This is a genomic window from Cupriavidus sp. 05L310 (assembly GCF_056398185.1).
On the sequence record NZ_JBFTOX010000082.1, the window covers coordinates 1 to 23,900 of the forward strand.

The 23,900-nt window shown below is 65.4% G+C and carries 25 protein-coding genes and 1 pseudogene; 9 read left to right on the forward strand and 17 right to left on the reverse strand.

What is annotated here, in order from left to right; all coding sequences use genetic code 11:
• Positions 1 to 188, reverse strand: a 188-nt coding sequence (locus tag AC1DS6_RS38335) for a transposase (protein ID WP_477104475.1), incomplete at its 3' end; no start/stop codon positions are given.
• 416 nt (positions 189 to 604) lie between these two features.
• The gene (locus tag AC1DS6_RS38340) at positions 605 to 1,558 is read right to left on the reverse strand and encodes a TetR/AcrR family transcriptional regulator (RefSeq protein WP_441630275.1); all 954 of its coding nucleotides are present in this window, start codon (positions 1,556 to 1,558) and stop codon (positions 605 to 607) included.
• Positions 1,559 to 1,880: 322 nt separating this feature from the next.
• Between AC1DS6_RS38340 and AC1DS6_RS38345 the strand changes: the two genes are divergently transcribed.
• Positions 1,881 to 2,810 carry a LysR family transcriptional regulator gene (locus AC1DS6_RS38345; RefSeq protein ID WP_441630269.1) on the forward strand — a complete coding sequence of 310 codons (930 nt, stop codon included), beginning with the start codon at positions 1,881 to 1,883 and terminating at the stop codon, positions 2,808 to 2,810.
• 36 nt (positions 2,811 to 2,846) lie between these two features.
• On the opposite strand, the gene AC1DS6_RS38350 is transcribed toward AC1DS6_RS38345, so the two are convergent.
• Entirely contained in the window at positions 2,847 to 3,473 is a 627-nt protein-coding gene (locus AC1DS6_RS38350) for a LysE family translocator (protein WP_441630267.1), read from the reverse strand.
• A gap of 234 nt (positions 3,474 to 3,707) precedes the next feature.
• On the opposite strand from AC1DS6_RS38350, the gene AC1DS6_RS38355 reads away from it, so the two are divergent.
• Together AC1DS6_RS38355 and AC1DS6_RS38360 are read left to right on the forward strand one after the other, a co-directional pair.
• On the forward strand, positions 3,708 to 4,676 hold the full coding sequence (locus AC1DS6_RS38355) for a Bug family tripartite tricarboxylate transporter substrate binding protein (RefSeq protein ID WP_441630265.1): 969 nt from the start codon (positions 3,708 to 3,710) through the stop codon (positions 4,674 to 4,676).
• Between the two features lie 122 nt (positions 4,677 to 4,798).
• Positions 4,799 to 5,770 carry a M14 family metallopeptidase gene (locus tag AC1DS6_RS38360; RefSeq protein WP_447435685.1) on the forward strand — a complete coding sequence of 324 codons (972 nt, stop codon included), beginning with the start codon at positions 4,799 to 4,801 and terminating at the stop codon, positions 5,768 to 5,770.
• 30 nt (positions 5,771 to 5,800) lie between these two features.
• Here AC1DS6_RS38360 and AC1DS6_RS38365 read toward each other — a convergent pair whose 3' ends face one another.
• From AC1DS6_RS38365 to AC1DS6_RS38385, 5 genes are all read right to left on the reverse strand, one after another.
• Positions 5,801 to 6,328 (reverse strand): Sbal_3080 family lipoprotein, encoded by a 528-nt coding sequence (locus AC1DS6_RS38365; RefSeq protein ID WP_441630261.1) that lies wholly within the window; start codon positions 6,326 to 6,328, stop codon positions 5,801 to 5,803.
• A 316-nt stretch (positions 6,329 to 6,644) separates the two neighbouring features.
• A complete protein-coding gene (locus tag AC1DS6_RS38370) occupies positions 6,645 to 6,878 on the reverse strand; it encodes a hypothetical protein (RefSeq protein ID WP_441630259.1) in 234 nt (77 codons plus the stop codon).
• Positions 6,879 to 7,110: 232 nt separating this feature from the next.
• Complete coding sequence (locus AC1DS6_RS38375; protein ID WP_441630257.1) at positions 7,111 to 7,314, reverse strand: hypothetical protein; 204 nt, start codon at positions 7,312 to 7,314, stop codon at positions 7,111 to 7,113.
• A gap of 54 nt (positions 7,315 to 7,368) precedes the next feature.
• Positions 7,369 to 7,989: an OB-fold putative lipoprotein gene (locus AC1DS6_RS38380; RefSeq protein ID WP_276290530.1), complete on the reverse strand. Its 621-nt coding sequence runs from the start codon at positions 7,987 to 7,989 to the stop codon at positions 7,369 to 7,371.
• 274 nt (positions 7,990 to 8,263) lie between these two features.
• Positions 8,264 to 8,671, reverse strand: a complete 408-nt coding sequence (locus AC1DS6_RS38385; protein ID WP_035863698.1) for a hypothetical protein — start codon at positions 8,669 to 8,671, stop codon at positions 8,264 to 8,266.
• 226 nt (positions 8,672 to 8,897) lie between these two features.
• On the opposite strand from AC1DS6_RS38385, the gene AC1DS6_RS38390 reads away from it, so the two are divergent.
• On the forward strand, positions 8,898 to 9,575 hold the full coding sequence (locus AC1DS6_RS38390) for a methyltransferase family protein (RefSeq protein ID WP_441630255.1): 678 nt from the start codon (positions 8,898 to 8,900) through the stop codon (positions 9,573 to 9,575).
• Positions 9,576 to 9,621: 46 nt separating this feature from the next.
• Here the strand turns inward: AC1DS6_RS38390 and AC1DS6_RS38395 are convergent, their stop codons facing one another.
• The gene (locus tag AC1DS6_RS38395) at positions 9,622 to 10,074 is read right to left on the reverse strand and encodes a PA2169 family four-helix-bundle protein (RefSeq protein ID WP_276290527.1); all 453 of its coding nucleotides are present in this window, start codon (positions 10,072 to 10,074) and stop codon (positions 9,622 to 9,624) included.
• 580 nt (positions 10,075 to 10,654) lie between these two features.
• On the opposite strand from AC1DS6_RS38395, the gene AC1DS6_RS38400 reads away from it, so the two are divergent.
• Positions 10,655 to 11,227, forward strand: coding sequence for a phosphatase PAP2 family protein (locus AC1DS6_RS38400; RefSeq protein ID WP_477104476.1), 573 nt, complete (start codon positions 10,655 to 10,657; stop codon positions 11,225 to 11,227).
• A gap of 96 nt (positions 11,228 to 11,323) precedes the next feature.
• Here AC1DS6_RS38400 and AC1DS6_RS38405 read toward each other — a convergent pair whose 3' ends face one another.
• The 4 genes and pseudogenes from AC1DS6_RS38405 to AC1DS6_RS38420 all read right to left on the reverse strand — a co-directional run bounded on the left by AC1DS6_RS38405 (position 11,324) and on the right by AC1DS6_RS38420 (position 16,553).
• The gene (locus AC1DS6_RS38405) at positions 11,324 to 12,646 is read right to left on the reverse strand and encodes an SGNH/GDSL hydrolase family protein (protein WP_441630250.1); all 1,323 of its coding nucleotides are present in this window, start codon (positions 12,644 to 12,646) and stop codon (positions 11,324 to 11,326) included.
• 207 nt (positions 12,647 to 12,853) lie between these two features.
• Positions 12,854 to 13,039, reverse strand: a pseudogene (locus AC1DS6_RS38410) (tRNA uridine-5-carboxymethylaminomethyl(34) synthesis GTPase MnmE); the annotation flags it as partial.
• A gap of 1,178 nt (positions 13,040 to 14,217) precedes the next feature.
• Complete coding sequence (gene mnmE, locus AC1DS6_RS38415; RefSeq protein ID WP_477104477.1) at positions 14,218 to 15,681, reverse strand: tRNA uridine-5-carboxymethylaminomethyl(34) synthesis GTPase MnmE; 1,464 nt, start codon at positions 15,679 to 15,681, stop codon at positions 14,218 to 14,220.
• Entirely contained in the window at positions 15,678 to 16,553 is an 876-nt protein-coding gene (locus tag AC1DS6_RS38420) for a CHAD domain-containing protein (protein WP_441630246.1), read from the reverse strand. The genes mnmE and AC1DS6_RS38420 overlap by 4 nt, the downstream gene beginning before the upstream one ends.
• A 185-nt stretch (positions 16,554 to 16,738) precedes the next feature.
• On the opposite strand from AC1DS6_RS38420, the gene AC1DS6_RS38425 reads away from it, so the two are divergent.
• Positions 16,739 to 17,176, forward strand: a complete 438-nt coding sequence (locus AC1DS6_RS38425; RefSeq protein ID WP_441630244.1) for a PaaI family thioesterase — start codon at positions 16,739 to 16,741, stop codon at positions 17,174 to 17,176.
• A gap of 38 nt (positions 17,177 to 17,214) precedes the next feature.
• Positions 17,215 to 17,601, forward strand: coding sequence for a VOC family protein (locus tag AC1DS6_RS38430; protein ID WP_441630242.1), 387 nt, complete (start codon positions 17,215 to 17,217; stop codon positions 17,599 to 17,601).
• A 51-nt stretch (positions 17,602 to 17,652) separates the two neighbouring features.
• Here AC1DS6_RS38430 and AC1DS6_RS38435 read toward each other — a convergent pair whose 3' ends face one another.
• Entirely contained in the window at positions 17,653 to 18,606 is a 954-nt protein-coding gene (locus AC1DS6_RS38435) for a LysR family transcriptional regulator (protein ID WP_441630240.1), read from the reverse strand.
• A 212-nt stretch (positions 18,607 to 18,818) separates the two neighbouring features.
• Here AC1DS6_RS38435 and AC1DS6_RS38440 point away from each other — a divergent pair, with 212 nt between their 5' ends.
• Together AC1DS6_RS38440 and AC1DS6_RS38445 are read left to right on the forward strand one after the other, a co-directional pair.
• Positions 18,819 to 19,982 (forward strand): M20 aminoacylase family protein, encoded by a 1,164-nt coding sequence (locus tag AC1DS6_RS38440; RefSeq protein ID WP_441630273.1) that lies wholly within the window; start codon positions 18,819 to 18,821, stop codon positions 19,980 to 19,982.
• Between the two features lie 64 nt (positions 19,983 to 20,046).
• A complete protein-coding gene (locus AC1DS6_RS38445) occupies positions 20,047 to 21,366 on the forward strand; it encodes an MFS transporter (RefSeq protein ID WP_441630238.1) in 1,320 nt (439 codons plus the stop codon).
• A 63-nt stretch (positions 21,367 to 21,429) separates the two neighbouring features.
• Here AC1DS6_RS38445 and AC1DS6_RS38450 read toward each other — a convergent pair whose 3' ends face one another.
• The 3 genes from AC1DS6_RS38450 to yidC all read right to left on the reverse strand — a co-directional run bounded on the left by AC1DS6_RS38450 (position 21,430) and on the right by yidC (position 23,889).
• Entirely contained in the window at positions 21,430 to 21,765 is a 336-nt protein-coding gene (locus AC1DS6_RS38450) for a type II toxin-antitoxin system RelE/ParE family toxin (protein WP_441630236.1), read from the reverse strand.
• Positions 21,762 to 21,998, reverse strand: coding sequence for a type II toxin-antitoxin system ParD family antitoxin (locus AC1DS6_RS38455; protein ID WP_441630234.1), 237 nt, complete (start codon positions 21,996 to 21,998; stop codon positions 21,762 to 21,764). The genes AC1DS6_RS38450 and AC1DS6_RS38455 overlap by 4 nt, the downstream gene beginning before the upstream one ends.
• Positions 21,999 to 22,218: 220 nt before the next feature.
• The gene (gene yidC / locus AC1DS6_RS38460) at positions 22,219 to 23,889 is read right to left on the reverse strand and encodes a membrane protein insertase YidC (protein WP_441630232.1); all 1,671 of its coding nucleotides are present in this window, start codon (positions 23,887 to 23,889) and stop codon (positions 22,219 to 22,221) included.
• Positions 23,890 to 23,900 lie beyond the last annotated feature (11 nt).

Here is a 23,900-nt window from a genome sequence, read left to right on the forward strand (position 1 = left end):
GACCATTGATCACTCTGCTTTCCGTCACCCGGCACAATTCTTCCTGCTTCTCTCGCCATCCTGCGCCAAGTCCGCAAGGTCACTGTCGTGATCCCTGTGGCCTTGGCCAACTCCACTATCGACCGGTTCAGCGGCGGCATCATCTGCTCMACCACCCATTCCCGATGCTCGGTTGCATATCGTGTCATCACCTATTCGCACACCGCCCTCCATTTTGCTTCACTAAGGAAACGGAGGCGACAAGTATCCTGACATGGAGGGCTTGCCAAGAAAGTAGGCAAAGAAGGCGCGCCGGATGGGGCGACCCCCTCCTCGTCGGCAGACAAAAAGAGCGGCCGGGGGCCAAACTCACATCGCCTTAAGGCGATGCTCAAACATGGCCCCCTCTTTTCCGCTCTTTTTGCCTGCCGACGAGGACGCCCCATACGGCCTGGTGCACCTTGACGGCTCGCTTCGCATCGCGCTGGGGTGTGGCCCGCCCTTGAGGGCGCTCCACACGGCTACGCCGAATCGTGGTTCTGGCGATATCGCTTTTTTCTGCAGCTCTTCGCTTACTCGATCCTTCGATCTTCGGACTTTGACGGGGCCGCAGTTGTATGCCGCGCTAGGTCCTGGAGCGCATGCGCATCCAGTCGTCGAGCGGATTGCTGGGAAAGATGATGGGCTGCTCGCGTGCGCCGGGCACCGTCAGGCTGGCGATGGCGGCGCGCGCGGCGCCTTCGCTGCGTGTCGTGCGGCGTGGCTTGCGCGGGGCGGTGGGCAAGGTGTCGGCGCGTTGCGCCTGTTGTGCCTGTCTTGCCTGCTCTGCCGCCAGGGCATTCGACGCGATTTGCCCGGCGCGTTCTTCGGCGTGCTGGGTCTCGCCGATCAGGAACACGTCCTGGAGCGCGGACAGTTGCTGGCCGGCCGGCACGGGGGCCTTCAGCGCGGCCACCACCAGCGCGCTCAATTGGGCGAGCACGTGCGCGTCGCTCTGGTCCTGGCCCTGCGCGAACGCCGGCAGCAGGTCGCCGGGCGCATCGCCGGCCAGCACGCCTGCCAGTGCCTTGAGCGCGAAGTTCAGGCGCCAGCCGAGTTCACGCCGCGGGATCTGGGGCAGCGCGCGGGCGAAGGCGTCGGAGAAGCGGCCGAGGACCGGCGCGTAGTGGCCGAGCAGGTAGGACTGGATAAAGGGAGAGGTATCCGAATACACGCGCCCCAGCAGCCGCAGGAACGACGGGCCGCCCACCTCGGGCTCGCGCGCCATCTGCAGCGCGGGCACGAACAGTGCGCCCATCACGTGTTCGCATCGCAGCTGCTCGCCCGGCCAGCGTGTCTCGCAGGCGTCGAGCAGCGCCAGGCGGCGTGCATTGAGCGGATCGAGCCGGCGGCCCAGCACCGCCTGCATCATGATGTCTTTGCTGCGGAAGTGGTAGTTGACCGCGGCCAGGTTGACGATGGCGCGCGATGTCACTTGCCGTAGCGAGGTGGCCTCGTAGCCCACCTCGATAAACAGGCGCTCGGTGGCGTCAAGAATGCGCGCCTTGGTGTCTCCTGCCGTGCCTTTTACGGTCTTCATATTGGGCGTGTCTCGTATTGTCATGCGGTGGATCCCCGGCGAAACTCCACGCACCGCGACAGCTTCCTGCTCTGACGGCAAACGGATGCTTGAAACGGCTGTACGGAGCCTAGCGAGCGCGGCGAGTGTTTCACAAGTGCAATATTGGAGTGTTGCCTCTAATCTTCCCGGGATCCGCCTGAGGATCCGCTTGCCGCGCGTGCGTGATCCGGGCCCCGCGCGCGGGGGTGCCAGGCGCGTACAGCTACAATATTCGCAGCGCCGCGTATGCGATGGCGCCTCTCTCCCTACCACTTCTGCACGCGCGTTGGCGCGAGTCCTTATGCATATCCGCTGGCTCGAGGATTTTGTGTGCCTGGCCCAGGCCGGCAGCCTCGCGCGCGCGGCGGAGCTGCGCAACGTCACCCCGCCCGCGTTCGGGCGCCGCATGCAGGCGCTGGAAGTCTGGGCGGGCGCGCCGCTGATCGACCGCAGTGTGTTCCCCGTGCGCCTCACCGACGAGGGACGGCAATTCCTGGAAGCCGCTCAGAGCGCGCTGCGCACGCTGGACGAGACGCGGCTGTCGCTGCGCGCGGCGCATCGCGCCGATGCCAGCACGGTGGTGATTGCCACCGGCAAGACGCTGGCGCGCTCGATGCTGCCGGCGTGGCTGGCCGGCCTGCGCCATGCGTTGCGCAACGACAAGGTGGCGGCGAATTTCCGCACCCGGCTTTCCACCTTTCCCACGCACGACGCGCTGGCGATGTTCACCGAAGGCGATGCCGATTTCCTGCTCTGCTACAACTCGCCCGAGCAGCCGGTGACGCTGGACAACGCGCGCTACCAGTACCACCTGGTGGGCGAGGAACGCCTGGTCTGCGTGAGCGCCGCGGCGGACGGCGGCGGGCCGCAGTACAAGCTGCTCGCACGTGGCCAGCGCGCGCCGGTGCCGATGATCGCCTACGCCGAGACGCTGACGCTGGGGCGCATGGTCAACGGCGAGATCGCGCGGCGCGGGCTGGCCAGCCGGCTCGATGTGATCGCCGTCAGCGATTTCGCCGAGTCGGTGCATGAAATGGTGCGCCAGCGCATGGGCCTGGCGTGGCTGCCGGCGCGGCTGGTCGCCGACGATCTCCACGCCGGGCGGCTGGTGCGCGCCGGACTGGAAGTGGGCGGCGAGACCGACCTGGCGATGCAGATCCTGCTCTATCGCCCGCGCTCGCCCATGCGGGCGCTGGCGGAGGCGTTCTGGCGCGCGGCGGTGGTGGCCTAGGCGTCCGGCTTCCTCCGGTTGGCCCGCATCAATCCGTCAATGCATCAGCGCGGCCAGCGTCATGGCTACAAGGATCGCCGCCATCGAGACATTGATCAGGCGCGAACTCACCGGATCATGGAGGAAGCGGGACAGCGAAACGCCGGCCAGCAGCCAGCACAAGTGGATGACGGCAATCATCGCGCTCAGCACCGCGATCTTGACGATGGCGTCCAGGCCCTGGTGCCCGGCGATGACGGTGGTGCCCGCCAGCACGGCGCCAATCGCCAGGTAGGCCTTGGGGTTGGCGATGGCCAGCAGGAAGCCGCCGGCGAACGCGGGAGCCGTCAGCGCCCTCCTCTGGTCTCCGAGCGGTGGCGCGGTGGCAATCCTGAACGCCAGGTAGAGGATGTAGGCGGCAGACAGGACGCCGAGCACGCGCGCGCCGTGCGGCACCGACGCGACTAGCGCCACCACGCCCGTCGAAGCCATCAGCAGCACCGCGATGGTGCCGGCGATCAGCCCGCAGGCATAGCCGAGCGAGCGCCGCACGCCATGGGCGGCACCGACGGCCGTGACGCTGATCGTCGAGGGCCCCGGGCTCCCCATGACGACCACCGACGCCAGGATCAGCGCCGCGAGCGGACGCCAGATCCCCGGCATGGAAGCAAGCAGGTTTTCCATCGCGTCTCCGTCAGGCTGGTTCGTTGAACACGACTTTATGGCGGGGCAACGGATGCCGTCTTGAACGATTGTGCGTGGGATGGCGCCGCGATTTTGTCCGCCTCGCATGTCGCATCGGCCACTTGCCAAAACGGCAAGCGCCATTGCCAAAGCCGCATGTTGCTGCAGGCGCGCGCTCTCTAATATCGCCGGATATCTGCATACCTGCATATCCAAAAAGGGGAGAGACCTGCCATGAACAAACTGCTGCGTGCGGCTGCTGCCGCATCCTTCTGTGTGCTTGCCGGCGGCGCCGGCGCCTCGGGCTGGCCCGCCAAGCCGATCTCGCTGGTGGTGGGCTACACCGCCGGCGGCAGCGTCGACCTGGTGGCGCGCACGATCGCGCCGGAGCTGGGCAAGCGCTTGGGCCAGAGCGTGGTCATCGAGAACCTGGGCGGCGCCGGCGGCACCATCGGCGCCTCCAAGGTGGTCAAGGCCGATGCCGACGGCTACACGCTGCTGATGGGGTCGGGCAGCGAGGTCTCGATCGCGCGCCTGACCAATCCCGCCGTGCGCTACGACGGCGAGCGCGACCTGGCGCCGATCACCTTTGTCGGCACCCAGCCGATGGTGCTGGTGGGCAAGTCCGCGCTGCCGGCCAAGAACGCCGACGAGCTGATCGCGCTGGCCAAGGCGCAGCCGGGCAAGCTGGCCTATGCGTCGTCCGGCGTGGGCACGCCGCTGAACCTGGCCGGCGAACTGATCAAGCAGCAGGGCAAGGTCAATATCACCCATGTGCCCTACAAGGGGGCTTCCGCCATGTCGACCGACCTCCTCGGCGGCCAGATCGACCTCGCCGTGATGGTGCTGTCGTCGGCCCTGCCCCATATCCAGGCCGGCCGGGTCAAGGCCTACGGCGTGACCGAAGGGCACCGCGCCCAGGTGGCGCCCAATGTCCCCGCGCTGTCCGAAAGCAGCGCGCTCAAGGGCGTGGACATGGGCGTGTGGTTCGGCCTGATGGCGCCGGCCAATACCCCGCGCGCCGTGGTCGACCGCGTGAACACCGAGATGCAGGCCGTGCTGGCCATGCCCGAAGTGAAGAAGAAGCTGGCAGAAGCCGGCGTGGAAGTCGCGCCGGGCGGCCCGGCCCAGTTCGGCACCTTTATCAAGCGCGAAACGGTGAAGTACAAGAGCATCGTCCAGACCGCCGGCATCCACGAATAAGCGGCGGCAGGCGTACCATTTGTTTGTCGCAAGCGGCGGCGCCGCCACGGTGCCGCCTGTTTTTCTTTGCTGCTCCCGGCCGATCCCACTGGCAACCCAGGCAACCTAGCCGACCCACAGACATGACGACCACTGCCCCCAGCTTCGACGCTTACCCGGTTGAAGTCGAATTCCCCGATATCCGCCCCTATGCCGCCGGCAACTGCGGCGTGCCCTACGTCCACACCTTCGATAGTGGCGTGCCCGGCCCGCACGTGATGGTCAACGCGCTGACCCACGGCAACGAAGTGTGCGGCGCCATCACCGTCAAGGCACTGCTGGATCTCGGCGTGCGTCCGCGCCGCGGCCGCCTGACGCTGGCCTTCGCCAACGTCGACGCGTACCACACCTTCGATGCGGCCCGCCCGGATGCGTCGCGCTACGTGGACCAGGACTTCAACCGCGTGTGGACGGCGGCCGTGCTGGACGACACCACCCGCGATTCATCCGAGCTGCGCCGCGCGCGTGCCATGCGCCCGGTCATCGATACCGTGGACCTGCTGCTGGATCTGCACTCCATGCACGAGAAGAGCCTGCCGCTGATCGTCTCCGGCCCGCTCGACAAGGGCATCGCCCTCGCGCGCGCCGTGGGTGCGCCGGCCAACGTGATCGTGGATGAAGGCCACCCCGAAGGCCGCCGCATGCGTGACTACGAAGGCTTTGGCGACCCGGCCAGCGCCAGGAACGCGCTGCTGATCGAGTGCGGCCAGCATTGGGAAGCCACCGCCGTGGGCGTGGCCAAGGACAGCACCGCGCGCTTCCTGCTCAACGCCGGCGTGATCGATGCCGACGACGTGCCCGCCGGCTGGCTGTGGCTCTTGCACCCGCAGCGGGTGGTACGCGTGACGGAGCCGGTGGTGGCCAGCAGCATGGATTTCCGCTTCGCCGGCGCGTACACCGGGCTGGAAACCTTTGCCGAGGCTGGCACCGTGATCGGCTGGCGCGATGGCGAGCCGGTGGTCACGCCGTACCCGGATTGCGTACTGGTCATGCCTTCGTTGCGGCAACTGCGCCCCGGCGTCACCGTGGTGCGGCTGGGCCAGGTGATCGGCTGACTGGCCGCCGGTCCGCGCACGGGCGGGTGTTCAGGCTGGCGTAGCCGGTGAAGGCGGCGCGGCGGGCGCGCCTGCCGTGCCGGTGGTGGACTGCTTGGGCCGCATGCCGGGCAGCAACTGATCGACCAGTTCCTCGATCTTTGCCTCGGGCACCACCAGGTTGCTCAGGTTCAGGCCGCCGGCGCTGCGCAGCGCGTCGTAGTTCGCCTTGCCGGCGCGGTCGCCGCCGATGTAGACGACGATCTCGGCTGAACTGAGGAAATCGCGCCAGTACGACTGCCGTTGCGCGACAAAAGTCGCGGTATAGGGGCACGAGGCAATCGATGCGCCGGGTGACAAGACCTTGAACTCGAAGCCGCGCGCCTGGATGGAATCGCGCAGCGCGTCCATGTAGGCGTTGCCGACCGGGTTGCTGATCACGCAGAACAGCGTACCGTCGGCCGGCTGCGCTGCGGCGATGCGGTCGCCGCGGTCGACCGGGACGACGGACTGGTAGGTGGCGCAGCCGGTGGCCAGCAAGCCCAGGCTGGCGGTGGCGGCTAGCAATGCTTTCTTCATGATGCTCCTGGTTCGCTGCTGCAAGGGTGCCCAGCGCACCCCGGCGCCGGCGGACCTGCCCGGCGGCTGCCGTGGCGGCGCGCCTGGCGGGATGAACCGTGTTGTCGGCAGGCGCGAGCGCCAACTTTAGGCCATCGTGGCGGCGGCAATCGGTGGAACAGAGCGGGGAAAAGGGTCCGGCGGTGGCGTCCGGCTGCATGCGCGAGGTGCCGGACGCAAAAAACGGCCAGCCGTAGCGGCTGGCCAGGAAGGGTACTTCCCTTGGAGACTGGCGGTTCGACCCGGTGCCAGCTTGTCCGGGCGCCGTCAGGCAGCCTCAGGCAACAAACGCCTGGCGGCAGCGCAGCGCCATCACCTGCGCCTCGAAGGCACGGGCAGCGCGCTGCGCGAACTGGTCGCGGCGGCGCTGGCGGGGTTGGGAATCCGACCGGCCGGTGGCAACGGGCTCCAGCCCGGCGACCTCCCACGCGCGGCGTGTCACGGCGAGGATGTTGGCGAGTGCCTGGGCTTGCGGCGCGGTGCTACTGCCCCGGAGGAGACTTTCCATCATGATATTCGGCGCCGCCGGCACTGAAGCGAGCTTCAGGCTCCGGCGCAGGCGTTTGTTCGTATCGTGATGGAAAGATATACAGCGCCAGGGCTCCGCATTATCGACGGCGCGCCGATCCTGCTGTGGGATGCGTCCTACAAGGCCCCGGAGGGGCGTCGGCCGCACTGTTTGCGGCGGTTGTCATTCCAGACGGTGTCGGGTTTTGACTCGCTCGGCGCCTTCGTCCGGCGCTTCAGGTCTTTGCCGGGCCGCCGCTCGCCATCGTCCCCACCACCATCAGGCAGATGGCCGCAAGGAAGACACCCACCAGCAGGATCTGCAAGCGTCCCACCGGACGGCCCTTGAGGAAGGCGTTGCTGATAAAGGGCGGGGACACCAGGCCCACCACGGTGACGATCAGGATGGTCAGGGCGAGTACGGAAAGCAGGGTTTGCATGCGAAGTATCGATCCGGAGGCTTGCGGCAAAAAGGGATAAGTCAGTGCTCGCGCTCAGTTTGCGCCGCCGCGCACAAGGCAGCCTTCGAGCACGGGCGAGCCATCCACCTGGCCGGCGCCGGTGCACTCCACGGCCACTTTCTGTCCGCGCCGCACCATGGTGCCGCGCGCTTCCACCTCGCAGGTGCGCCCGGCGGGGCCGCAGATCTGTATCGGCAAGAGCTTGGCGCGTACCACAAGGGCGGGGCTGTTGGAGCGGATATCGAGGAATACCGAGTCGTTCGCCTCGCGCCGCACGCCGCTGGCCACGCCTTCCACGATGAAATACTTGCCGCGGTAGCGGTCGTCGGCCGCGCCAGCGTCTTCCTGGTAGTCATCGACCAGCGTGTCCGCCTGGTATTGCGGCAGGATGTCGGTGGTGCGCTTCGGGTCGATGCTGATCGGGTCCAGCGTACCGTTCTTGGGCACGCCGCGCGCGCCGCTGTTGGGTTCGGACGCGGGGGAGGCCTGGGCCACCGGCTCTGCGGCCGGCTCCACCTGTTGTTCTTCATGATTGCCGGTGAGCCACAACATGGCAAGCACGGCCAACGCAACAATGGCGATAAGGATTTGCTGGGTACGGTTCAAAACGGGGTTTCCTGCGATAAAAATAGGCCGTCGCGCTGCCAGGCGCATGTTTGTGCATCGACATTCCGGCGCTGCGCGGCCACTTGGCCGGGGTACCCGCCAACCCGCCTGTGGCAACGCTTTGCGCCGTCAATCCAGGCGTCGCGGCGGGGGCGCCGGAAAAGTTGCCCACAGCTTTGCCCACAGGGTTGTTCGGTCTTCTCCACAGACTTGTCCACAGCCTGAGGGGGGGCCGCGCCGGGTTGCCGGAGGGCATGCGCTTCCAACCCGCGATGTGACTCAATAATGGCTTCCGCGGGACTCGCGGGTTTGGCGTAAGGGATCAGTGCAAGTGGCGCAGCCCGGCTTCGCCGTCGTCCTCGTCTTCCCAGTCCTCATGCTCGACCGGGACGTCGGGTGCCATGTCGAACACCATCGAGTGGTGCTGCACGGTAAACCAGTCGCGAAACTGCTGCAGCGTCAGCGTTTCGGGCCACAGGCTTTCGTCGAACCACTCGCCCAGCATGAATTCGAAGAAGGCGCGCCAGCGCTGTTCCACCCACAACAGCGCTTCCGGTGAAGTCGCGACATCATCCGGGACCAGGAACACACTCTGGTCCTCGCGCACATGCTCAAGGGTGAGGGTGGCCACCGGATCGGTATCCACGGCCATGATCCACTCGAAGAAGGGCTGCTGCGGCACCAGGATGACGAGCGAGCGATTGAGGGTAAAGCGCGGATGATCGGACATGGCAGGGGCTCGTTCGCTGAAACGGCCCATTGTAGCGGTTGGCCGCGCCGGCATGCGATTCATTGGAGGGGCAATCGGCCCAGCCCGCTCCGGCCCCGGGCGAGCGCGCCGGCTGGCGCCGCCGGCCTGCCAGTTGCGTGCTAACGTGAAGACATGACAGGCACGCGGTGGCCGGTTCGATTGCCTGCGCCGTTGCCTGATTTGCCTGATACACGAAGAGGCCAACATGGGATTCAAGGTCGGGTTCACGCTCGCCGTGGAGGCGCTGTTCTTTGCGGTCTTGTTGTTTGGCGCGGCGGGAACGCTGGCCTGGCCCGCCGGCTGGGTGTATCTCATCCTGTTCTTTGGTGGCGGCGCCTGGGCAACGCAGCGTCTGGCGCGGTACGATCCCGCGCTGCTCGCCGAGCGCATGAAAATGCCTTTTCAACCAGGTCAGCCGCTATGGGACAAGCTGCTGCTGCCGGTGGTGGGCGTTGCCTGGTGTGCCTGGCTGGTACTGATGGGCCTGGACGCGGTGCGCTACCGCTGGTCCGCGATGCCGCTCTGGCTGCAGTGCGCGGGCGCCGTGCTGCTGGTGCTGTCGTTTCCCGCGATCGACCGCGTGTTTCACGCAAACACCTTCCTCGCCGCCGTCGTCCGGATCCAGTCCGAGCGCGGGCATCGCGTGGTTTCAACCGGCCCCTACGCCGTGGTTCGCCATCCGCTCTATGCCGTCATGCTGGTTTTCCTGCCGGCCAACGCCTTGCTGCTTGGCTCCTGGTATGGCATGGCGGGATCGCTGGTGCTCGTCGGCGGCATCGTCTTTCGCACGGCAATGGAAGACCGCGAACTACTGCGCGGCCTTGCCGGCTACGCAGCGTACGCGGCCAGGGTGCGGTACCGGCTGATCCCGTTCGTCTGGTGAGCGGCCGGCGCCCGCCGCCGTTCGGCGAGATCCGGGGATCGGTGAATCAGTGAATCTGCATCCCCCGCATGGCATGGATGCGGTCGTGATGCCACTGGATACCCTCGTACTGGCGTTGCACCACCGCACGGATCTCGGGCGGCATGTCCTTCATCAGCGCCGACTGGTATTCCCGCTTGGCGGCTTCCTCGTCGCGTTCGCATAGCTGCAGCACCGCATCGTCGTTGTGCGGCGCGATGACATGCAGCACCTCCATCCAGCCGCGATGCAGCGTGCCCCCCATGCTGCCGCGATCACGCGGCTCGGCGCCCAGCGCGGTCACCAGCGCCTGCAACTCCATCACCGAGGCGCGGCAGGATTCCGCCGTGCCGGTCAGGATGGCGCGTATCTCGGGGTTATGCACTTCGCGGGCCCCGGTCGTGCAGCTGAGCTCGCCGTCCTTGCCGACCTCGATCAGGTGGTTCAGGGTGGAGACGAGAGGTACTTGCGCGTTGTTCATGACATTCTCCTTGCCTGGGTCCGGGCCGATCATGAAGCCGTGCGCACATCTGCACCTGCGCGGGACGCATCGCCCCGGCGCCTGTCCAGAAGCCAGGCCCCCGATTCCTGCCTTTGCCGCGCGGCATGCTTGCCATGGCTTGCGGGCCGGCTGCCGTGCTGGCCGGCCCGCAGCCGCGGGTAGCGCGGACAGCGCCACCGACATGTTTAGTATAGAAGTTGGGGAGTGCAGGACAACGGCGCTTCGCGCACCGTACAGGACGTGCAAAAACGCAACGCGAAATGTGCCAGACTATGCCCTTGTTCAAGCGGAGGGTTCCGAGTCGCCTGGCTTCGTTTTAGTGTGCGATCTTGTGCGTCAGCAAAAAAAGCGTGACTTGCGCCAATCGGGGTCTCTCCTATGCTTGCCAAGCCCCGGAACAGGTGATTAACGATTGCTATTTCGTGCATGTGGCGAGGACGCGATGAACGCATTTGATAGCAGTATCATTCACTTCCTGCATCAGTTCGCTTTCCGATCGGTTTTTATCGACCGCGCGGCGTTGGCCATGACCCAGTTCTATATGCTCCGCGGCTTGCCGATGATCGCGCTGCTGTGGTGGGTCTGGTTCCGCGATGGCCCGGACAAGCTGCGCGACCAGGAAATCGTTGTGACCACGATTGTCGCCGGTCTTTGCGTGCTGGTCCTGGGCCGGTTCCTGGCGCACTGGGTGCCTTTCCGCATCCGTCCCTTTGCGAACCCTGAACTGGGGTTGCGCTTTCTCGTGTCCTCGGAAGACCGGATCCGAACCTGGAGCGCCTTCCCGAGCGATCATGCGATGCTGTGGTGCGCCGTGGCGACCGGCGTGCTGGTCGCGTCCTGGCGCATCGGCATCTTTGCGCTGGCGTATGCCATCCTGTTTATCTGCATGTCACGTGTCTATGTCGGGCTGCATCATCCGACGGACGTGCTGGGCGGGGCAGCGCTGGGCGTGGCAATGTGCCTGTTGCTGAATCTTACGCGGTGCCGCCACTTTATAGCGGCCCCGGTCCTGCAGTTTTCCCGCCGCCACCAAAGTTCCTTCCATGTGGGCATGTTCCTGCTGAGCTTTGGACTGGTGACCCATTTTGACGAGTTGCTCATGCTGGGCTCCTCGTTGCTGAAATTCATCTGACTGAAGTACACCTGACCCAGCGACGCCATGCGGCGGGAGGAAAGCCAACGCTGCGTTGCGCGGCTATCCGCTTCCTTCCCGCCGCGGGCAGTGACGTCAGAATGTGTTCAACACCTGTTTCACCGCGGCCGCGACCTTGCCTGCCAGGTAGACATGGCCAGCGGCCGAGGGATGGGCGCCATCGTCGGAGACGTACACGTCGCCATTTCCGTCGCCCTTCGGATGGGCAACATTGCCTGTCCCGGTTTGCCACTGTTCCGCCACGTTATCGATGAAATAGAAGTTGGCGCGCGTGCCGACCGCCGCCTTGATGGCATCCCGCTGCTCAGTGCGGGGAAAGCCCGGCGACCAAGGGCCGATGACAAAGACGATGGTGTTCGGCAGGTTCTTTGCTACAGCGTCGAACACGGCGGTGGCTTCCGCTTGCAGCTCTGCCTTGGAAGAACCCGTGTCATTGATGCCGCCGGCGACGACGAGAACATGCGGATTGAAAGGAAAGACGTCGGTTGCCAACCGGTCGCGGAACTTGAGTTTGGGGGAAGGCGCGGCCAGATAGCCTGTGGCCCCGACCCCGGACTGATACATGTCCTTCCACCCAGCCAGGTATCCGAGCTGGGCCGCGTAGTTGTCAAAGCTATACCCGACTGCGGCCATGCCTTCCGTAAATGAGTCGCCGAGCACCACGGCCCGCACCCTGGGTTCCGCGGGCGGCGCGGAAATGGCGTCGCCAGGTGCAAGGCGCACGCCCCCGAAGCGCATGTTCGGCGTCTCGATGCGGATCCGCCTTGACTTCCTGCTGCCCTGGAAATCGACCCGGGTCAGGTACAGGTTTCCATCGTCCGGATAGGCGACTGGCGTGGTGGAGGCGTACTCCCCGTCTACCAGGAACCGATGGGCGGAGGCATCGACATTACCCTTCACCAGAATCTCGAACGTCGGCGCATCGGTGACGAATTCGATGTAATAGACGTTGGAATCCAGTCCCAGCCCCCCGTAGTTCACCGCGGTATTCTTGACCAGATCCGCGTCCGGATAGAGGAGACCGGCTTGCACGACAGCGCCGATGTAGCGTAGCGCGGCAGTGTTACCGGGGAGTACCAGCGTGCTGCCGGCGATGTTCGACGGCATATTCGCCGTTCCCGGCGTAATGATCGGCGGCGAAGCCATTGTCTTCGGTGCCGCACCGCTTGCTGCGGCCGCCTTGAGCAGCGCCTTGGTGGTTTGTAGTTCCGTCTGCGGCGTCGACGGTGTAGTCACCGGCGTGGCTACGGGTGTCGGCGGGGTTGTGCTGCTTCCCCCTGTGCCTGAGCTATTGGTTGCAACCGCGGTGCCACTGTCACCGCCACCGCCACCGCCACCGCATCCGGAGACCAGTCCAACAATCAGAAACATTGAAAACGCAGCCAGCTTTGAGATCATCCCTTGCTCCCTGTTTCATCGCATGTCTCCCCGTTTTTTTGGATAGTTGCATGAGAAGAAGGGGCTGGTCTTTCCCCCAGAGAGCTTAGTGCCGGGCCATCTTCATCCGACAACAGGATGAGACTTTATGACGAGTGGTTGCGTGTAGACGGATATTGACAGATGTTGATGGACGTCCGGGGTGGACTGTTTGCCTGCGGCACACCGTTACTTGCCAATACAAAACCGCGTAAAAATCGTCCCCAGCAAGTCATCGCTGCTGAATTCGCCGGTGATGCTGTTCAGATGGTCCTGCGCCAGCCGAAGCTCTTCAGCAAACAGGTCCAGCGCCTGCGCCTCTTGCGCCGCGCGCTCCTCGGCCAGGTCTAAATGCGATTGCGCATTGCGCATTGCGCAGCGCGGTCAGGTGCCGCTCGCCCACTGTCGGCGTCAGGTCGATACAGACGATTCCATACATAAAAGCAGAAAATTCCCAACGTTAATGAGTGTGACTCTCATTTCTAATGGGGATGTTGGGCTATTCGACGATGAGCGCTCGCCCCAACAGGTCCGCCTCAATTATTCAATGCTACGGAGCACTGTTTAGTCTCGTTGACTATTTGGGAGATTTCCTTGGAAAAAATAAAGAAAGTAATCGGGTCCGTGATTTATTTCCTATTTGAGATTTGTGTGGGAATGATAGCCGGGTATCTTCCCGCGATCATAATAGGCCTTGCCTTGTATTTCCTTGGAATGGGAGCAAAGGATTGGATAGAGGGAATGTTATCGGGGGGGGCATGAGCCGGCGGTTTTGGAGAGATAGATTGAAGCGTTTCTTGGACATGTGGGAAACCCGAGGGCAGGAGCAAGAGAATGCCAATTTGAAAGGGAAGTTCTTAGCCGTATTGCCAATTTCAGCCAATACTCTGCCGAGTGATGATTTCTTTACCTCTACTCCCACTCGGCAGACTGTTAGAGCGCTCGACCAGTTGACCATCCAGATGCGTCCCTAAGTATCCCCGTTTGAAGAACTAGCGGCCCAGGTAGACTTCCGCAATCTGCATCCGTCCGTGGCCAAACTCAAGGTTGATTGTCCGCCGCGCTTGCGCAAATCGGATTGTGACTGGATGGTGGATTGCGTGGCGGAGGAGCTTTGCGATTCGGTGTTCGAGGAGGGCTTGGCTAAACATGATGAGACTCCATAGGGCGCTGGCGGGATCGCCAGATGGGCGTCATGTCATCCGAAGCAAGAGTGTGCGTCGCCTAACAAGCCGATTCACCGAGGTACCCGACTCAATCGAAAAATTCGGCGCGAAAAGGCTGTATTTCGGCGGTAGACTCAAGCGCATCTGGTACATATGCGTTGTTACGCTTGGCTCCGATTGCGCGTCGTACATCGGTCCATCGGAAAAATTATCCACAAGCACGCATCTTGGCCGAGTAGCTGTTCCGTAGTTGTCCACAGCGCGGCATTGGGACATGGCACTAAAACTATGTCCAAATTTATGTCCAAGCATCCAAGGCACCCTCAAAGAAGGCTTTAGAAGCATATCGGTAGATGGATTTTTCTTGCTTCTGTATTGGAACTCAAGTTACTTGCCAATACAAAACCGCGTAAAAATCGTCCCCAGCAAGTCATCGCTGCTGAACTCGCCGGTGATGCTGTTCAGATGGTCCTGCGCCAGCCGAAGCTCTTCAGCAAACAGGTCCAGCGCCTGCGCCTCTTGCGCCGCGCGCTCCTCGGCCAGGTCTAAATGCGATTGCGCATTGCGCAGCGCGGTCAGGTGCCGCTCGCGGGCGAGGAAAGCCCCTTCGTTGCCCGATTGCCATCCCACCAGCCGCAGCAACTGGTTGCGCAGCAGGTCGATGCCGGCGCCGGTACGCGCCGAGATCCATACCTCGGCCGGGTTCGGGCCGATGGCCGCCACTACGTGCGGGCGGTCGGCGCCGAAGTGGCGCTCGCCCACCGTCGGCGCCAGGTCGATCTTGTTGACCACGCGCAGGATCGGCGAGCCCGGCGGCAGGTGGCCGGAGAGGCGGTCGTCGATGGCGTCGTCGATTTCGGACAAGCCGTGTTCCACGTAATCGGCCGCATCCACCAGGTGCAGCACCAGGTCGGCGCGGCCTACCGCTTCCCAGGTGCGTTCGATGCCGATGCGCTCGACCTCGTCGCTGGCGTCTTCGCGCAGGCCGGCGGTGTCGATGATATGCAGCGGGATGCCTTCGATCTGGATGGTCTCGCGCACGCGGTCGCGCGTGGTGCCGGGAATCGGCGTGACGATGGCCAGCTCCGCGCCGGCCAGCGCGTTGAGCAGCGACGACTTGCCCACATTGGGCTGCCCCGCCAGCACTACCGACAAGCCCTCGCGTAGCAGCGATCCCTGCCTGGCCTGCGCCAGCACACCGCTCAGCGCTTCGCGGATATTGGTCAGCTGGCCGCGCGCGTTGGAGGCTTCGAGGAAATCGATCTCTTCTTCGGGGAAATCCAGCGTGGCCTCTACCAGCATGCGCAAGTGGATCACCTGCTCCACCAGCGCGTGGATGGCCTGCGAGAACACGCCCTCCATGGAGCGCGCGGCCGAGCGCGCGGCGGCTTCGGTGCTGGCTTCGATCAGGTCGGCCACGGCTTCCGCCTGGGCCAGGTCGAGCTTGTCGTTGAGAAAGGCGCGGCGCGTGAACTCGCCGGGCTCGGCCAGGCGCAGGCCAATCCCGCGGCCCGCATCCAGGCAGCGCGCCAGCAGCATCTGCATCACCACCGGGCCGCCGTGGCCCTGCAGCTCCAGCACCTCTTCGCCGGTGTAGGAGTGCGGCGCCGGGAAGTACAGCGCCAGGCCGTGGTCGATCGCCTTGCCGTGGGCATCGAGGAACGGCAGGTAGGTGGCATGGCGCGGTTTGAGCGCCTGGCCGCACACGGCCAGCGCGATCGCGCTCACATCGGGGCCGGACACGCGCACCACGCCGATGCCGCCGCGTCCGGGCGCGGTTGCGATGGCGGCTATGGGAGTGGCGTTGGCGGCGGAAGCGGTACGAGGCTGGGAGGAGGTGATGGCGGTCATGGCGATATTGTCGCAGATCGATCCTGCGCGGGTGCCGCACCCGGCGCACTTGCCGCTTGCGCAGTGTCGGCTGCGCCGGGCGCTTCCGCGACGGGCGCGTACAGGCACTCCACCATCAGCCGGCGCGCCACGGCGCCGTCGAGCAAGCTGCCCAGCCTGCCCTGCCGCTTCACCAGCTTGCGGTGCAGGCGCCGGGCATAGCGTTCGGCCAGTACCGGCTTCATGGCTTCGATGACATAGCGCAGCCGCTTGCCGGCAAGCCGGAAGCGGTGCACGCGTGCCAGCTCCTCCGAGCGGGCGGCGCGCATCAGCGCCCTCACCCGCTTGCGCCCGCGGCGTATCCGCCGGCGCGCGAAGTCCGCCAGGTGATCCCGCGCGGCGGCGCCCGCGCCACGCGGGCCGGCGCGGTTCAGGTGTGTGAGATCGCGGTGCAGCACGGGTAGCGGCCAGTGCTGGTATTCGGCGAGCTGTGCCACCATCGTCGCGCGTGCGTAGTGGCGGCGCGTGAGGGCGGTGTCGTGCAGCGCCGCCAGCACCGGATCCTCCGGCTGCCTGTCCAGCGCGGGCCGCAAGGTCTCGGCGATGAACACGTCCCAGTCGCGCACATCGTTCGCAGCCTGCGCCAGCTGGCGCAGGCAATCGTTCCAGCGCGCGCGGACAGGCCTGGGCAGGGCGGGCCCGAATGCCCAGCAGATGGCGCGAAGCTGCCGCGTCGCCACCCGCAGTGCATGGACGTCGTCGGGATGGTCGCGCCGGTGCAGCGCATCGAGTTGATCGGCAACGGCAACCAGTCCCGCATCGGCCAGCGCCATGAAAGCATCGATGACGCGCATGCGCGGGTGCAACTGGATGGGAAGGTTGGCGGCACGCATGGCGTATCTACCAGATCTGGCGGAGGCCAGGTTCAGAACATCTCTATCCAGTGTAGGCGATTGTGCCGGTTGCGCCGCACTCCATTGACAGCCTGCCGGCTTCGGGTTGGAATGGGTGTTGGCAAGGCCATCCGGCCACCCTGAGCTTGCCGTACCCGGCCACCGCCCAGTGCGAGGAGAAGCGCATGTCCACCGAACAAGAGCGTCTTTTGCTGCGGGACACCATCGAGGCCGGCTTTCGCCAGGCTGCCTTTGTCACCGACATCGGCATACACCTGGTGGATTGCGGGCCGGGCTGGTGCGAGAGCGAGTTGCTGGTCACGCCGCGCCACCTGCAGCACGGCGGCGTCGTGCATGCCGGCGTGCAGGCGACCATGGCTGACCATACCGCCGGCGCGGCCGCCACCACCATGCTCGACACCGGGCGTCATGTGGTGACGGCCGAGTTCAAGATCAACCTGCTCCGGGCCGCCCGCAGCGAGCGCCTGACCTGCCGCGCGGACGTGCTGAAATCCGGACGCGCCATCATCGTGGTCGAAGCCGATGTCTTCGCCAGCGTGCACGGCGAGGCGGTGCTGGTCAGCCGTTTCAACGCCACCATGAGCGTGCTCGACCTGGCCTGATTCAGAAAACCAACCCAAAACCAGAGAGAAGCGACAAGATGATCGATCACACAGGCGTCGTAGTTAGCGACTTCGCCAGGAGCCGGGCCTTCTACACCGCAGCGCTGGGTTCGCTCGGCTTCATCAAGAATATGGAGTTTCCCGCCAGCGTGACCGGCCATGCGGATGTCGCCGGCTTCGGCCCGCCCGACAAGCCCGAGTTCTGGATCAGCAACGGCACGCCCAACCAACCGCCGCTGCACATCGCCTTTCGCGCGAACACGCGTGCGGAGGTGGATGCCTATTACAAGGCGGCGCTGGCGGCCGGCGGACGCGACAATGGCGCGCCGGGCTTGCGGCCGCACTATCACCCGAACTACTACGGGGCGTTCGTGCTGGATCCGGACGGTCACAATATCGAGGCGGTTTGCCACGCGCCTGAGTGAGCCCGGGTGAGCCTGCATGTGCCTGCATGTGCCTGCGTGATGGGCCGGCGCTCAGAACAACAGCTTGAGCAAATCGAACAACTCGCGATCCGCCGGCGCGGCGGAACGGGCGCGCCGCCGGATCACTGCCAGCAGGCAATCCACGAAGCACTGCGCGGCCGCGCCGCGCATCGCGCTGCGGCGCGCGATGATGCCGAGCTGGCTGGTTTCGAAGCGTTCCGCTACCGGCACCGCCTGCACCCAGCCGCGCAGCGCTTCGGTGACCATCAGCGGGCGCGGGCAATAGGTGATCATGCCCGCATGCCGCACCATTTCCAGCAGCAGCGAGGTCGAATGGGCGCAATGCAGATGGCGCGGCTCGATGTCGGCGCCGTGCTGCCAGAACAGGTTCTGCATCATGGCGGGATAGCTGGCGGGTGTGTAGTTCACCACCCAGTCCTGGTCGAGCAATTGATGCAGCGCGGTCTTGCCGGCGCAGGGATGGCCGCGGCTGGCCACGACGCAGGAGTCATAGGCAAGCAGTAGCTCGCAGTCGAACTCCTGTCCGGACATGGCCGGCGTGAACGGCCCCACGACAAAATCGAGCAGGCCCTCGCGCAAGCGCGGCAACGCCACTGCGGTCAAGCCTTCGAACACCTCAAGCTGCACTCCCGGCATGCGCTCGCGAAAATGCAGCATCGCCTCCGACAGGAAGGTCAGCATGACCCAGGGCGTGACCCCGATCGACAGCCGGCCGCCCACCTCGCCGCGCAGTTCCGCCAGTTCCGCATTGGCGCGCTCGAGCTGGCCGACTACCAGGCGCGCGTGGCCCAGCAGTCTTTGCCCCGTCTCCGTGAAGCCAACGCCACCTGCGGTGCGCAGCAGCAGCGGCAATCGCTGTTCCGCCTCCAGCTCGCGCAACGCCTTGGTCACGGCCGCCTGGGAAAGGGCCAGCAGGCGTGCGGCGGCACGGATGCTGCCGGCGTCGGCAACGGCAACCAGGGCTTGTAGTTGATGCAGTTTCACAGGTGGGGGAATCGGGTGGACCGGCGTGGACTGGAGGCGGGCTGCGCTCTAGCGACAACCAACGGTTGTCAGGATAACAAGATTGCGGCTTCCCGCGACGGGTGGACGCTGCCTATGATCGGTTCCCTGTCCCACGGGGGCGCCGCCAGCATGGCGTCAGCCGCCCGGTACCCACAAGGAGACCTGTCATGCCGCAAGCCCCCGTATCCGCAATGTCCCCGGTTTTGCCCGGCATCCGCGCCATCGAAGCCGAGATGGTCGCGTTGCGTCACCGCATCCACGCGCATCCCGAACTCGGCTTCGAGGAATTCGTCACCAGCGACCTGGTGGCGGAATGCCTGCAGGCCTGGGGCTACGCGGTGCATTGCGGCCTGGGCGGCACCGGCGTGGTCGGCACGCTGCGCCACGGCGAAGGCCGCGCGCTTGGCTTGCGCGCCGACATGGATGCGCTGCCGATCCAGGAAGCCACCGGCCTGCCCTACGCCAGCAAGCTCGACGGCAAGATGCACGCCTGCGGGCACGATGGCCATACCGCCACGCTGCTCGCCGCCGCCAGGTACCTGGCCGAGCACAAGCCCTTCAAAGGCACGCTGCACCTGATCTTCCAGCCCGCCGAGGAAGGCATGGGCGGCGCCCGCGAAATGCTCAACGACGGCCTGTTCGAGCGCTTTCCGTGCGATGCCGTGTTCGCCTTGCACAACATGCCGGGCCATCCGGTCGGCAAGTTCGGCTTCCTGCCCGGCCCCTTCATGGCCTCGTCCGATACCGTCACCATCCGCGTGAACGGACGCGGCGGCCACGGCGCGGTGCCGCACAAGGCCATCGATCCGGTGGTGGTCTGCGCCTCCATGGTGATGGCGCTGCAGAGCGTGGTGGCCCGCAACGTGAACCCGCTCGACATGGCCATCGTCACGGTCGGCGCCATCCAGGCGGGCAAGGCGCCTAACGTGATCCCCGACAGCGCCGAGATGCGCCTGTCCGTGCGTGCCCTCAAGGCCGAGGTGCGCGACCTGCTCCAGACCCGCATCACCGCGCTGGCCCACGCCCAGGCCGAGAGCTTCGGCGCGCGCGCCGAAGTCGATTACGACCGCCGCTACCCGGTGCTGGTCAACCACTCCGCCGAGACGGAACTGGCCCGCGAGGTGGCGCGCGAATGGCTGGGCGAGGAAGGGCTGATCGACAACATGGTCCCGCTCACCGGCAGCGAGGACTTCGCCTTCCTGCTGGAGCAGCGCCCGGGCTGCTACCTGATCATCGGCAACGGCGATGGCGAGGGAGGCTGCATGGTGCACAACCCCGGCTACGACTTCAACGACGCCTGCCTGCCGCTCGGCGCGACCTATTGGGTCAAGCTGGCCGAACGCTTCCTGGCCTGAGCCCCACCGCGCACGGGCATGACCGGGCGGATGCCCGGCAATAACGATTCAAGGAGACCTGACCATGTCCACCACCGCCGCACCGGCGCAGCCGCTTGCCGCCGCGCCCGCATTGCCGGCGCCCACGCGCCGCGCTATCGCCGCCATCACCATCGGCAACGGGCTCGAGTTCTACGATTTCACCGTCTACAGCTTCTTTGCCGTGATGATCGGACGGCTGTATTTTCCGGTGGAAGGCGCGCTTGGGCAGCTGATGCTGTCGCTGGCCACCTTCGGCGTGGGCTTTGTGGCGCGGCCTCTGGGCGGCGTGCTGATCGGGCTGTACGCCGACCGCGTCGGCCGCAAGCCAGCCATGACCCTGACGCTGTGGATGATGGGGCTGGGCTCGGCGCTGTTTGTGGTGGCGCCCACCTATGCGCAGGCGGGCCTGTTCGCGCCGGCGCTGATCGTGCTGGCGCGGCTGGTGCAAGGCTTTGCCATCGGCGGCGAGATGGGCGCGTCCACTGCCCTGTTGATGGAATACGCCGACGACAACTCGCGCGGCTACTTCGGTAGCTGGCAATTGTTCAGCCAGGGCGTGAGCGTGTTGCTGGGCTCGCTGGTTGGCCTGCTGCTGACGAATACGTTGGCGCCCGCAGCGCTGGAAAGCTGGGGCTGGCGCCTGCCCTTCCTGCTTGGCATCCTGGTGATCCCGGTTGGCCTCTACATCCGGCGGCATCTGGACGAGACAGCCGATCCCGCAACCGTGGGCGCCCACGGCACCGCCGGCGAGCGCGCGGGCCTGGCCGAAGTATTCGTCGGCCATGGCCGCGCGGTGATGGCCGGGGTGCTGATCACCATCGGCGGCACCTCCGCCACCTACATCGTGCTGCACTACATGACGAGCTACGCCGTGACCGTGCTGAAGATGCCGCTGTCGCTCGGCATGGGCGCCGGCTGCCTGGCAGCGCTGGTGCAGTTGTCGCTGTCCGCCTGTGCCGGCCGCCTGTCGGACCGCGTGGGGCGCAAGCCGGCCATCCTGTGGTCGCGCCTGGCGATGCTGCTGCTGATCTATCCGGCCTTCCTGCTGATCAATGCGCACCCCACGCTGGAGGTGCTGCTGCTCGCGGTGGCCGTGCTGGCGCTGACGCTGGTCTTCAATGTGGTGCCTTCGGTCGTACTGCTGACGGAGTTGTTTCCCCGCAGGATTCGCGCTACCGGCCTGTCGGTGGTCTACTGCATCGGCGTGCTGGTGTTCGGCGGGTTTGCGCAGTTCCTGGCAACGTGGCTGATCGACCTGACCGGCAGCCGCAACGCGCCGGCTTTATATGTGATCGGCTGCGGCATTGTCTCGCTGGTGGGTCTGGCGATGGTGCGGGAAACGGCGGGCAAGCGGCTGGATTGACGAGACGGTCCGACGGTCGCGACGGTCACTTACGTCTTGCGCCTGGCCGTGCCTGCGAAAGCGTCAACGGGGAACCTCGTCGCTGTCACGCAGCCAGGCGGGGATGTCTCGCATGCCGTGCAGGACGCGCCAGACATCGATGTGGTCATCGCGCTCAACGTAGAACACGATGTGCGGGTAGCGCGCCAGAGGCCAGGTGCGTAGGCCCGGAAGATCAAGCTCGTGTACGTAGCGGGGCGAGCCGGCGGCCGGATGCTTGCCAATGTGCACGTAGGCCTGCTCCAGCGCGTCAATGAAGCCAAGTGCTGCCTGCTCAGCGTTTTCATTCAGATAGTAGGTGACCGCTTCCTCGACATCACGCCTGGCAAGCGCCCTTGGGATGACAGGTTTGGCCCTCATTCCCGCGCGTTGCGCACCCGCGCTCGCAGGGCGTCGAAGTAGTCGCTATCGGCCGGCGCCGTCGGCGCCGAATCGGCACCCGCCAATAGCAGGCCGCGAAGGTGCTGGCGATCCTGATCCTTGCGGATCAGCTCGCGCACGTACTCGCTACTGGTGCCGTAGCCGCGCCGGTTGACTTGCTCATCGACAAAGGCCTTGAGCGTTTCGGGCAGGGAAATATTCATGGTGCTCATGGTTTCATGCTAGCGAGTTTGGCAAAATTTGGCAAACCTTCTGCATGGAGCCTTGCTGCCAAGGCAACACCACCTGACAAAGCACCCCTCGGAAAAGCAAAATCCCCCGCAAGCCGATACCTGCGGGGGATTCCAGTCAGGCCGCCATTGATGCTTCGGGCGGCCCCTTTGGTGCACGTGCCGGGCCGGCGGGTTTGCCACCCGCGGCCCGGTTTCAACTTCAGCTCTTAACCGCCACGGCAGCCTTCGCCTTGCTCTTGCCGAGCATCCGGTTGATCTGCCATTGCTGGGCGATCGACAGGACGTTGTTCACAACCCAGTACAGCACCAGGCCGGCCGGGAAGAAGAAGAACATGAACGAGAACACCAGCGGCATGATCATCATGACCTTGGCCTGCACCGGGTCCGGCGGGGTCGGGTTCAGCTTGGTCTGCACGAACATCGATACCGCCATCACCACCGGCAGGATGTAGAACGGATCCGGTACCGACAGGTCATGGATCCAGCCCAGCCACGGCGCGCCGCGCATTTCCACCGACGACAGCAGCACCCAGTACAGCGCGATGAACACCGGGATCTGGATCACGATGGGCAGGCAGCCGCCGAGCGGGTTGACCTTCTCGGTGCGGTACAGCGCCATCATCTCCTGGTTCATCTTCTGCGGATCGCCCTTCAGGCGTTCACGCATCGCGGTCATGCGGGGCTGCAGGTCCTTCATCTTGCCCATGGACTTGTAGCTGGCCGCCGACAGCGGGAAGAACACCAGCTTGATCAGCACCGTCAGCGCGATGATCGACCAGCCCCAGTTGTTCAGGAAGCCGTGCAGCTTTTCCAGCAGCCAGAACAGCGGTTTGGCCAGGATGGTCAGCCAGCCATAGTCCTTCACCAGTTCCAGGCCCGGGGTGATCTTCTCGAGCATGCGCTCTTCCTGCGGGCCGGCGAACAGGCGCGCATCGGTGGTCACCGTGGCACCCGGGGCGATCGCGCCCAGCGGCTGCTGCACGCCCACGCGGAACAGGTTGTTGTCGATCTTCTCGACGTAGAAGCTGTGCTCCTTCCCGGCTTGCGGGATCCAGGCCGAGGCAAAGTAATGCTGCACCATCGCAACCCAGCCGCTCGAACCCGCCGCGGGGACCGAAGCCTTGCCCTTGGCGATGTCGTCGAAGTTGATCTTGTGATACTTGTCCGTATCGGTGTAGATCGCCGGGCCGGTGAAGGTGCTGTAGAACTGCGATTGCTCGACCTTGCTGCCGTCGCGCGTCAGTTCCATGTACAGCGTCGGCGAGACCGGCTTGCCGCTGTCGTTGGTCACGGCAAATTGCGTGTCGACAACGTAGCTGCCCTTATGGAAGGTATAGGTCTTGGCCAGCTTGACCCCGTCCTTCTCCGCCGTCAGCGTCACCGCCACCTTGTCCGAGCCGGCCAGGTCGCGCGGACCGGCCGAAGCGGTGAAGATGGTGGTGTGGTTGGGCAGGTCGCCACCGATCAGGCCGGAACGGGCCATGTAGGTACGGGTCTGGTCGCGCTCGAACAGCACGACGGGCTGGCCGTCCTTCTCATGGTGGTTCAACAGTTCCAGGCGCGTGAGGATGCCGCCGGCGGTGTCGATCTGGGCACGCATCACGTCGGTGCTCACCACGATCTTCTCGCCGCCCGGCTGGGCCGCGGCTGCCGGTGCGGTCACCGGGGCGCCTGCGGCGGTGCCGGCCGTCGCATTGGCCTTGGGCACGTCGCCTTGCGGAGCGGAAGCGCCGCCGGCGGTTGCCGGAGCCTGCTGCGTCGCGCTCGGGAAGAACATCGACTGGTGACCGTTGGCGCGCTGCCAGTTGTCGTAGAGCAGCACGAGGGCCATCGAGAAGATGACCCAGAGTATGGTGCGTTTGATATCCATGTCTCGCTGTG

Bases quoted from the DNA above. Each gene is read 5' to 3' on its own strand.
- AC1DS6_RS38340 (WP_441630275.1), bottom strand. From the start codon at position 1,558: ATGAAGACCGTAAAAGGCACGGCAGGAGACACCAAGGCGCGCATTCTT.
- AC1DS6_RS38345 (WP_441630269.1), top strand. From the start codon at position 1,881: ATGCATATCCGCTGGCTCGAGGATTTTGTGTGCCTGGCCCAGGCCGGC.
- AC1DS6_RS38350 (WP_441630267.1), bottom strand. From the start codon at position 3,473: ATGGAAAACCTGCTTGCTTCCATGCCGGGGATCTGGCGTCCGCTCGCG.
- AC1DS6_RS38355 (WP_441630265.1), top strand. From the start codon at position 3,708: ATGAACAAACTGCTGCGTGCGGCTGCTGCCGCATCCTTCTGTGTGCTT.
- AC1DS6_RS38360 (WP_447435685.1), top strand. From the start codon at position 4,799: ATGACGACCACTGCCCCCAGCTTCGACGCTTACCCGGTTGAAGTCGAA.
- AC1DS6_RS38365 (WP_441630261.1), bottom strand. From the start codon at position 6,328: ATGAAGAAAGCATTGCTAGCCGCCACCGCCAGCCTGGGCTTGCTGGCC.
- AC1DS6_RS38370 (WP_441630259.1), bottom strand. From the start codon at position 6,878: ATGATGGAAAGTCTCCTCCGGGGCAGTAGCACCGCGCCGCAAGCCCAG.
- AC1DS6_RS38375 (WP_441630257.1), bottom strand. From the start codon at position 7,314: ATGCAAACCCTGCTTTCCGTACTCGCCCTGACCATCCTGATCGTCACC.
- AC1DS6_RS38380 (WP_276290530.1), bottom strand. From the start codon at position 7,989: ATGCGCCTGGCAGCGCGACGGCCTATTTTTATCGCAGGAAACCCCGTT.
- AC1DS6_RS38385 (WP_035863698.1), bottom strand. From the start codon at position 8,671: ATGTCCGATCATCCGCGCTTTACCCTCAATCGCTCGCTCGTCATCCTG.
- AC1DS6_RS38390 (WP_441630255.1), top strand. From the start codon at position 8,898: ATGGGATTCAAGGTCGGGTTCACGCTCGCCGTGGAGGCGCTGTTCTTT.
- AC1DS6_RS38395 (WP_276290527.1), bottom strand. From the start codon at position 10,074: ATGAACAACGCGCAAGTACCTCTCGTCTCCACCCTGAACCACCTGATC.
- AC1DS6_RS38400 (WP_477104476.1), top strand. From the start codon at position 10,655: ATGATCGCGCTGCTGTGGTGGGTCTGGTTCCGCGATGGCCCGGACAAG.
- AC1DS6_RS38405 (WP_441630250.1), bottom strand. From the start codon at position 12,646: ATGATCTCAAAGCTGGCTGCGTTTTCAATGTTTCTGATTGTTGGACTG.
- mnmE (WP_477104477.1), bottom strand. From the start codon at position 15,681: ATGACCGCCATCACCTCCTCCCAGCCTCGTACCGCTTCCGCCGCCAAC.
- AC1DS6_RS38420 (WP_441630246.1), bottom strand. From the start codon at position 16,553: ATGCGTGCCGCCAACCTTCCCATCCAGTTGCACCCGCGCATGCGCGTC.
- AC1DS6_RS38425 (WP_441630244.1), top strand. From the start codon at position 16,739: ATGTCCACCGAACAAGAGCGTCTTTTGCTGCGGGACACCATCGAGGCC.
- AC1DS6_RS38430 (WP_441630242.1), top strand. From the start codon at position 17,215: ATGATCGATCACACAGGCGTCGTAGTTAGCGACTTCGCCAGGAGCCGG.
- AC1DS6_RS38440 (WP_441630273.1), top strand. From the start codon at position 18,819: ATGTCCCCGGTTTTGCCCGGCATCCGCGCCATCGAAGCCGAGATGGTC.
- AC1DS6_RS38445 (WP_441630238.1), top strand. From the start codon at position 20,047: ATGTCCACCACCGCCGCACCGGCGCAGCCGCTTGCCGCCGCGCCCGCA.
- AC1DS6_RS38450 (WP_441630236.1), bottom strand. From the start codon at position 21,765: ATGAGGGCCAAACCTGTCATCCCAAGGGCGCTTGCCAGGCGTGATGTC.
- AC1DS6_RS38455 (WP_441630234.1), bottom strand. From the start codon at position 21,998: ATGAGCACCATGAATATTTCCCTGCCCGAAACGCTCAAGGCCTTTGTC.
- yidC (WP_441630232.1), bottom strand. From the start codon at position 23,889: ATGGATATCAAACGCACCATACTCTGGGTCATCTTCTCGATGGCCCTC.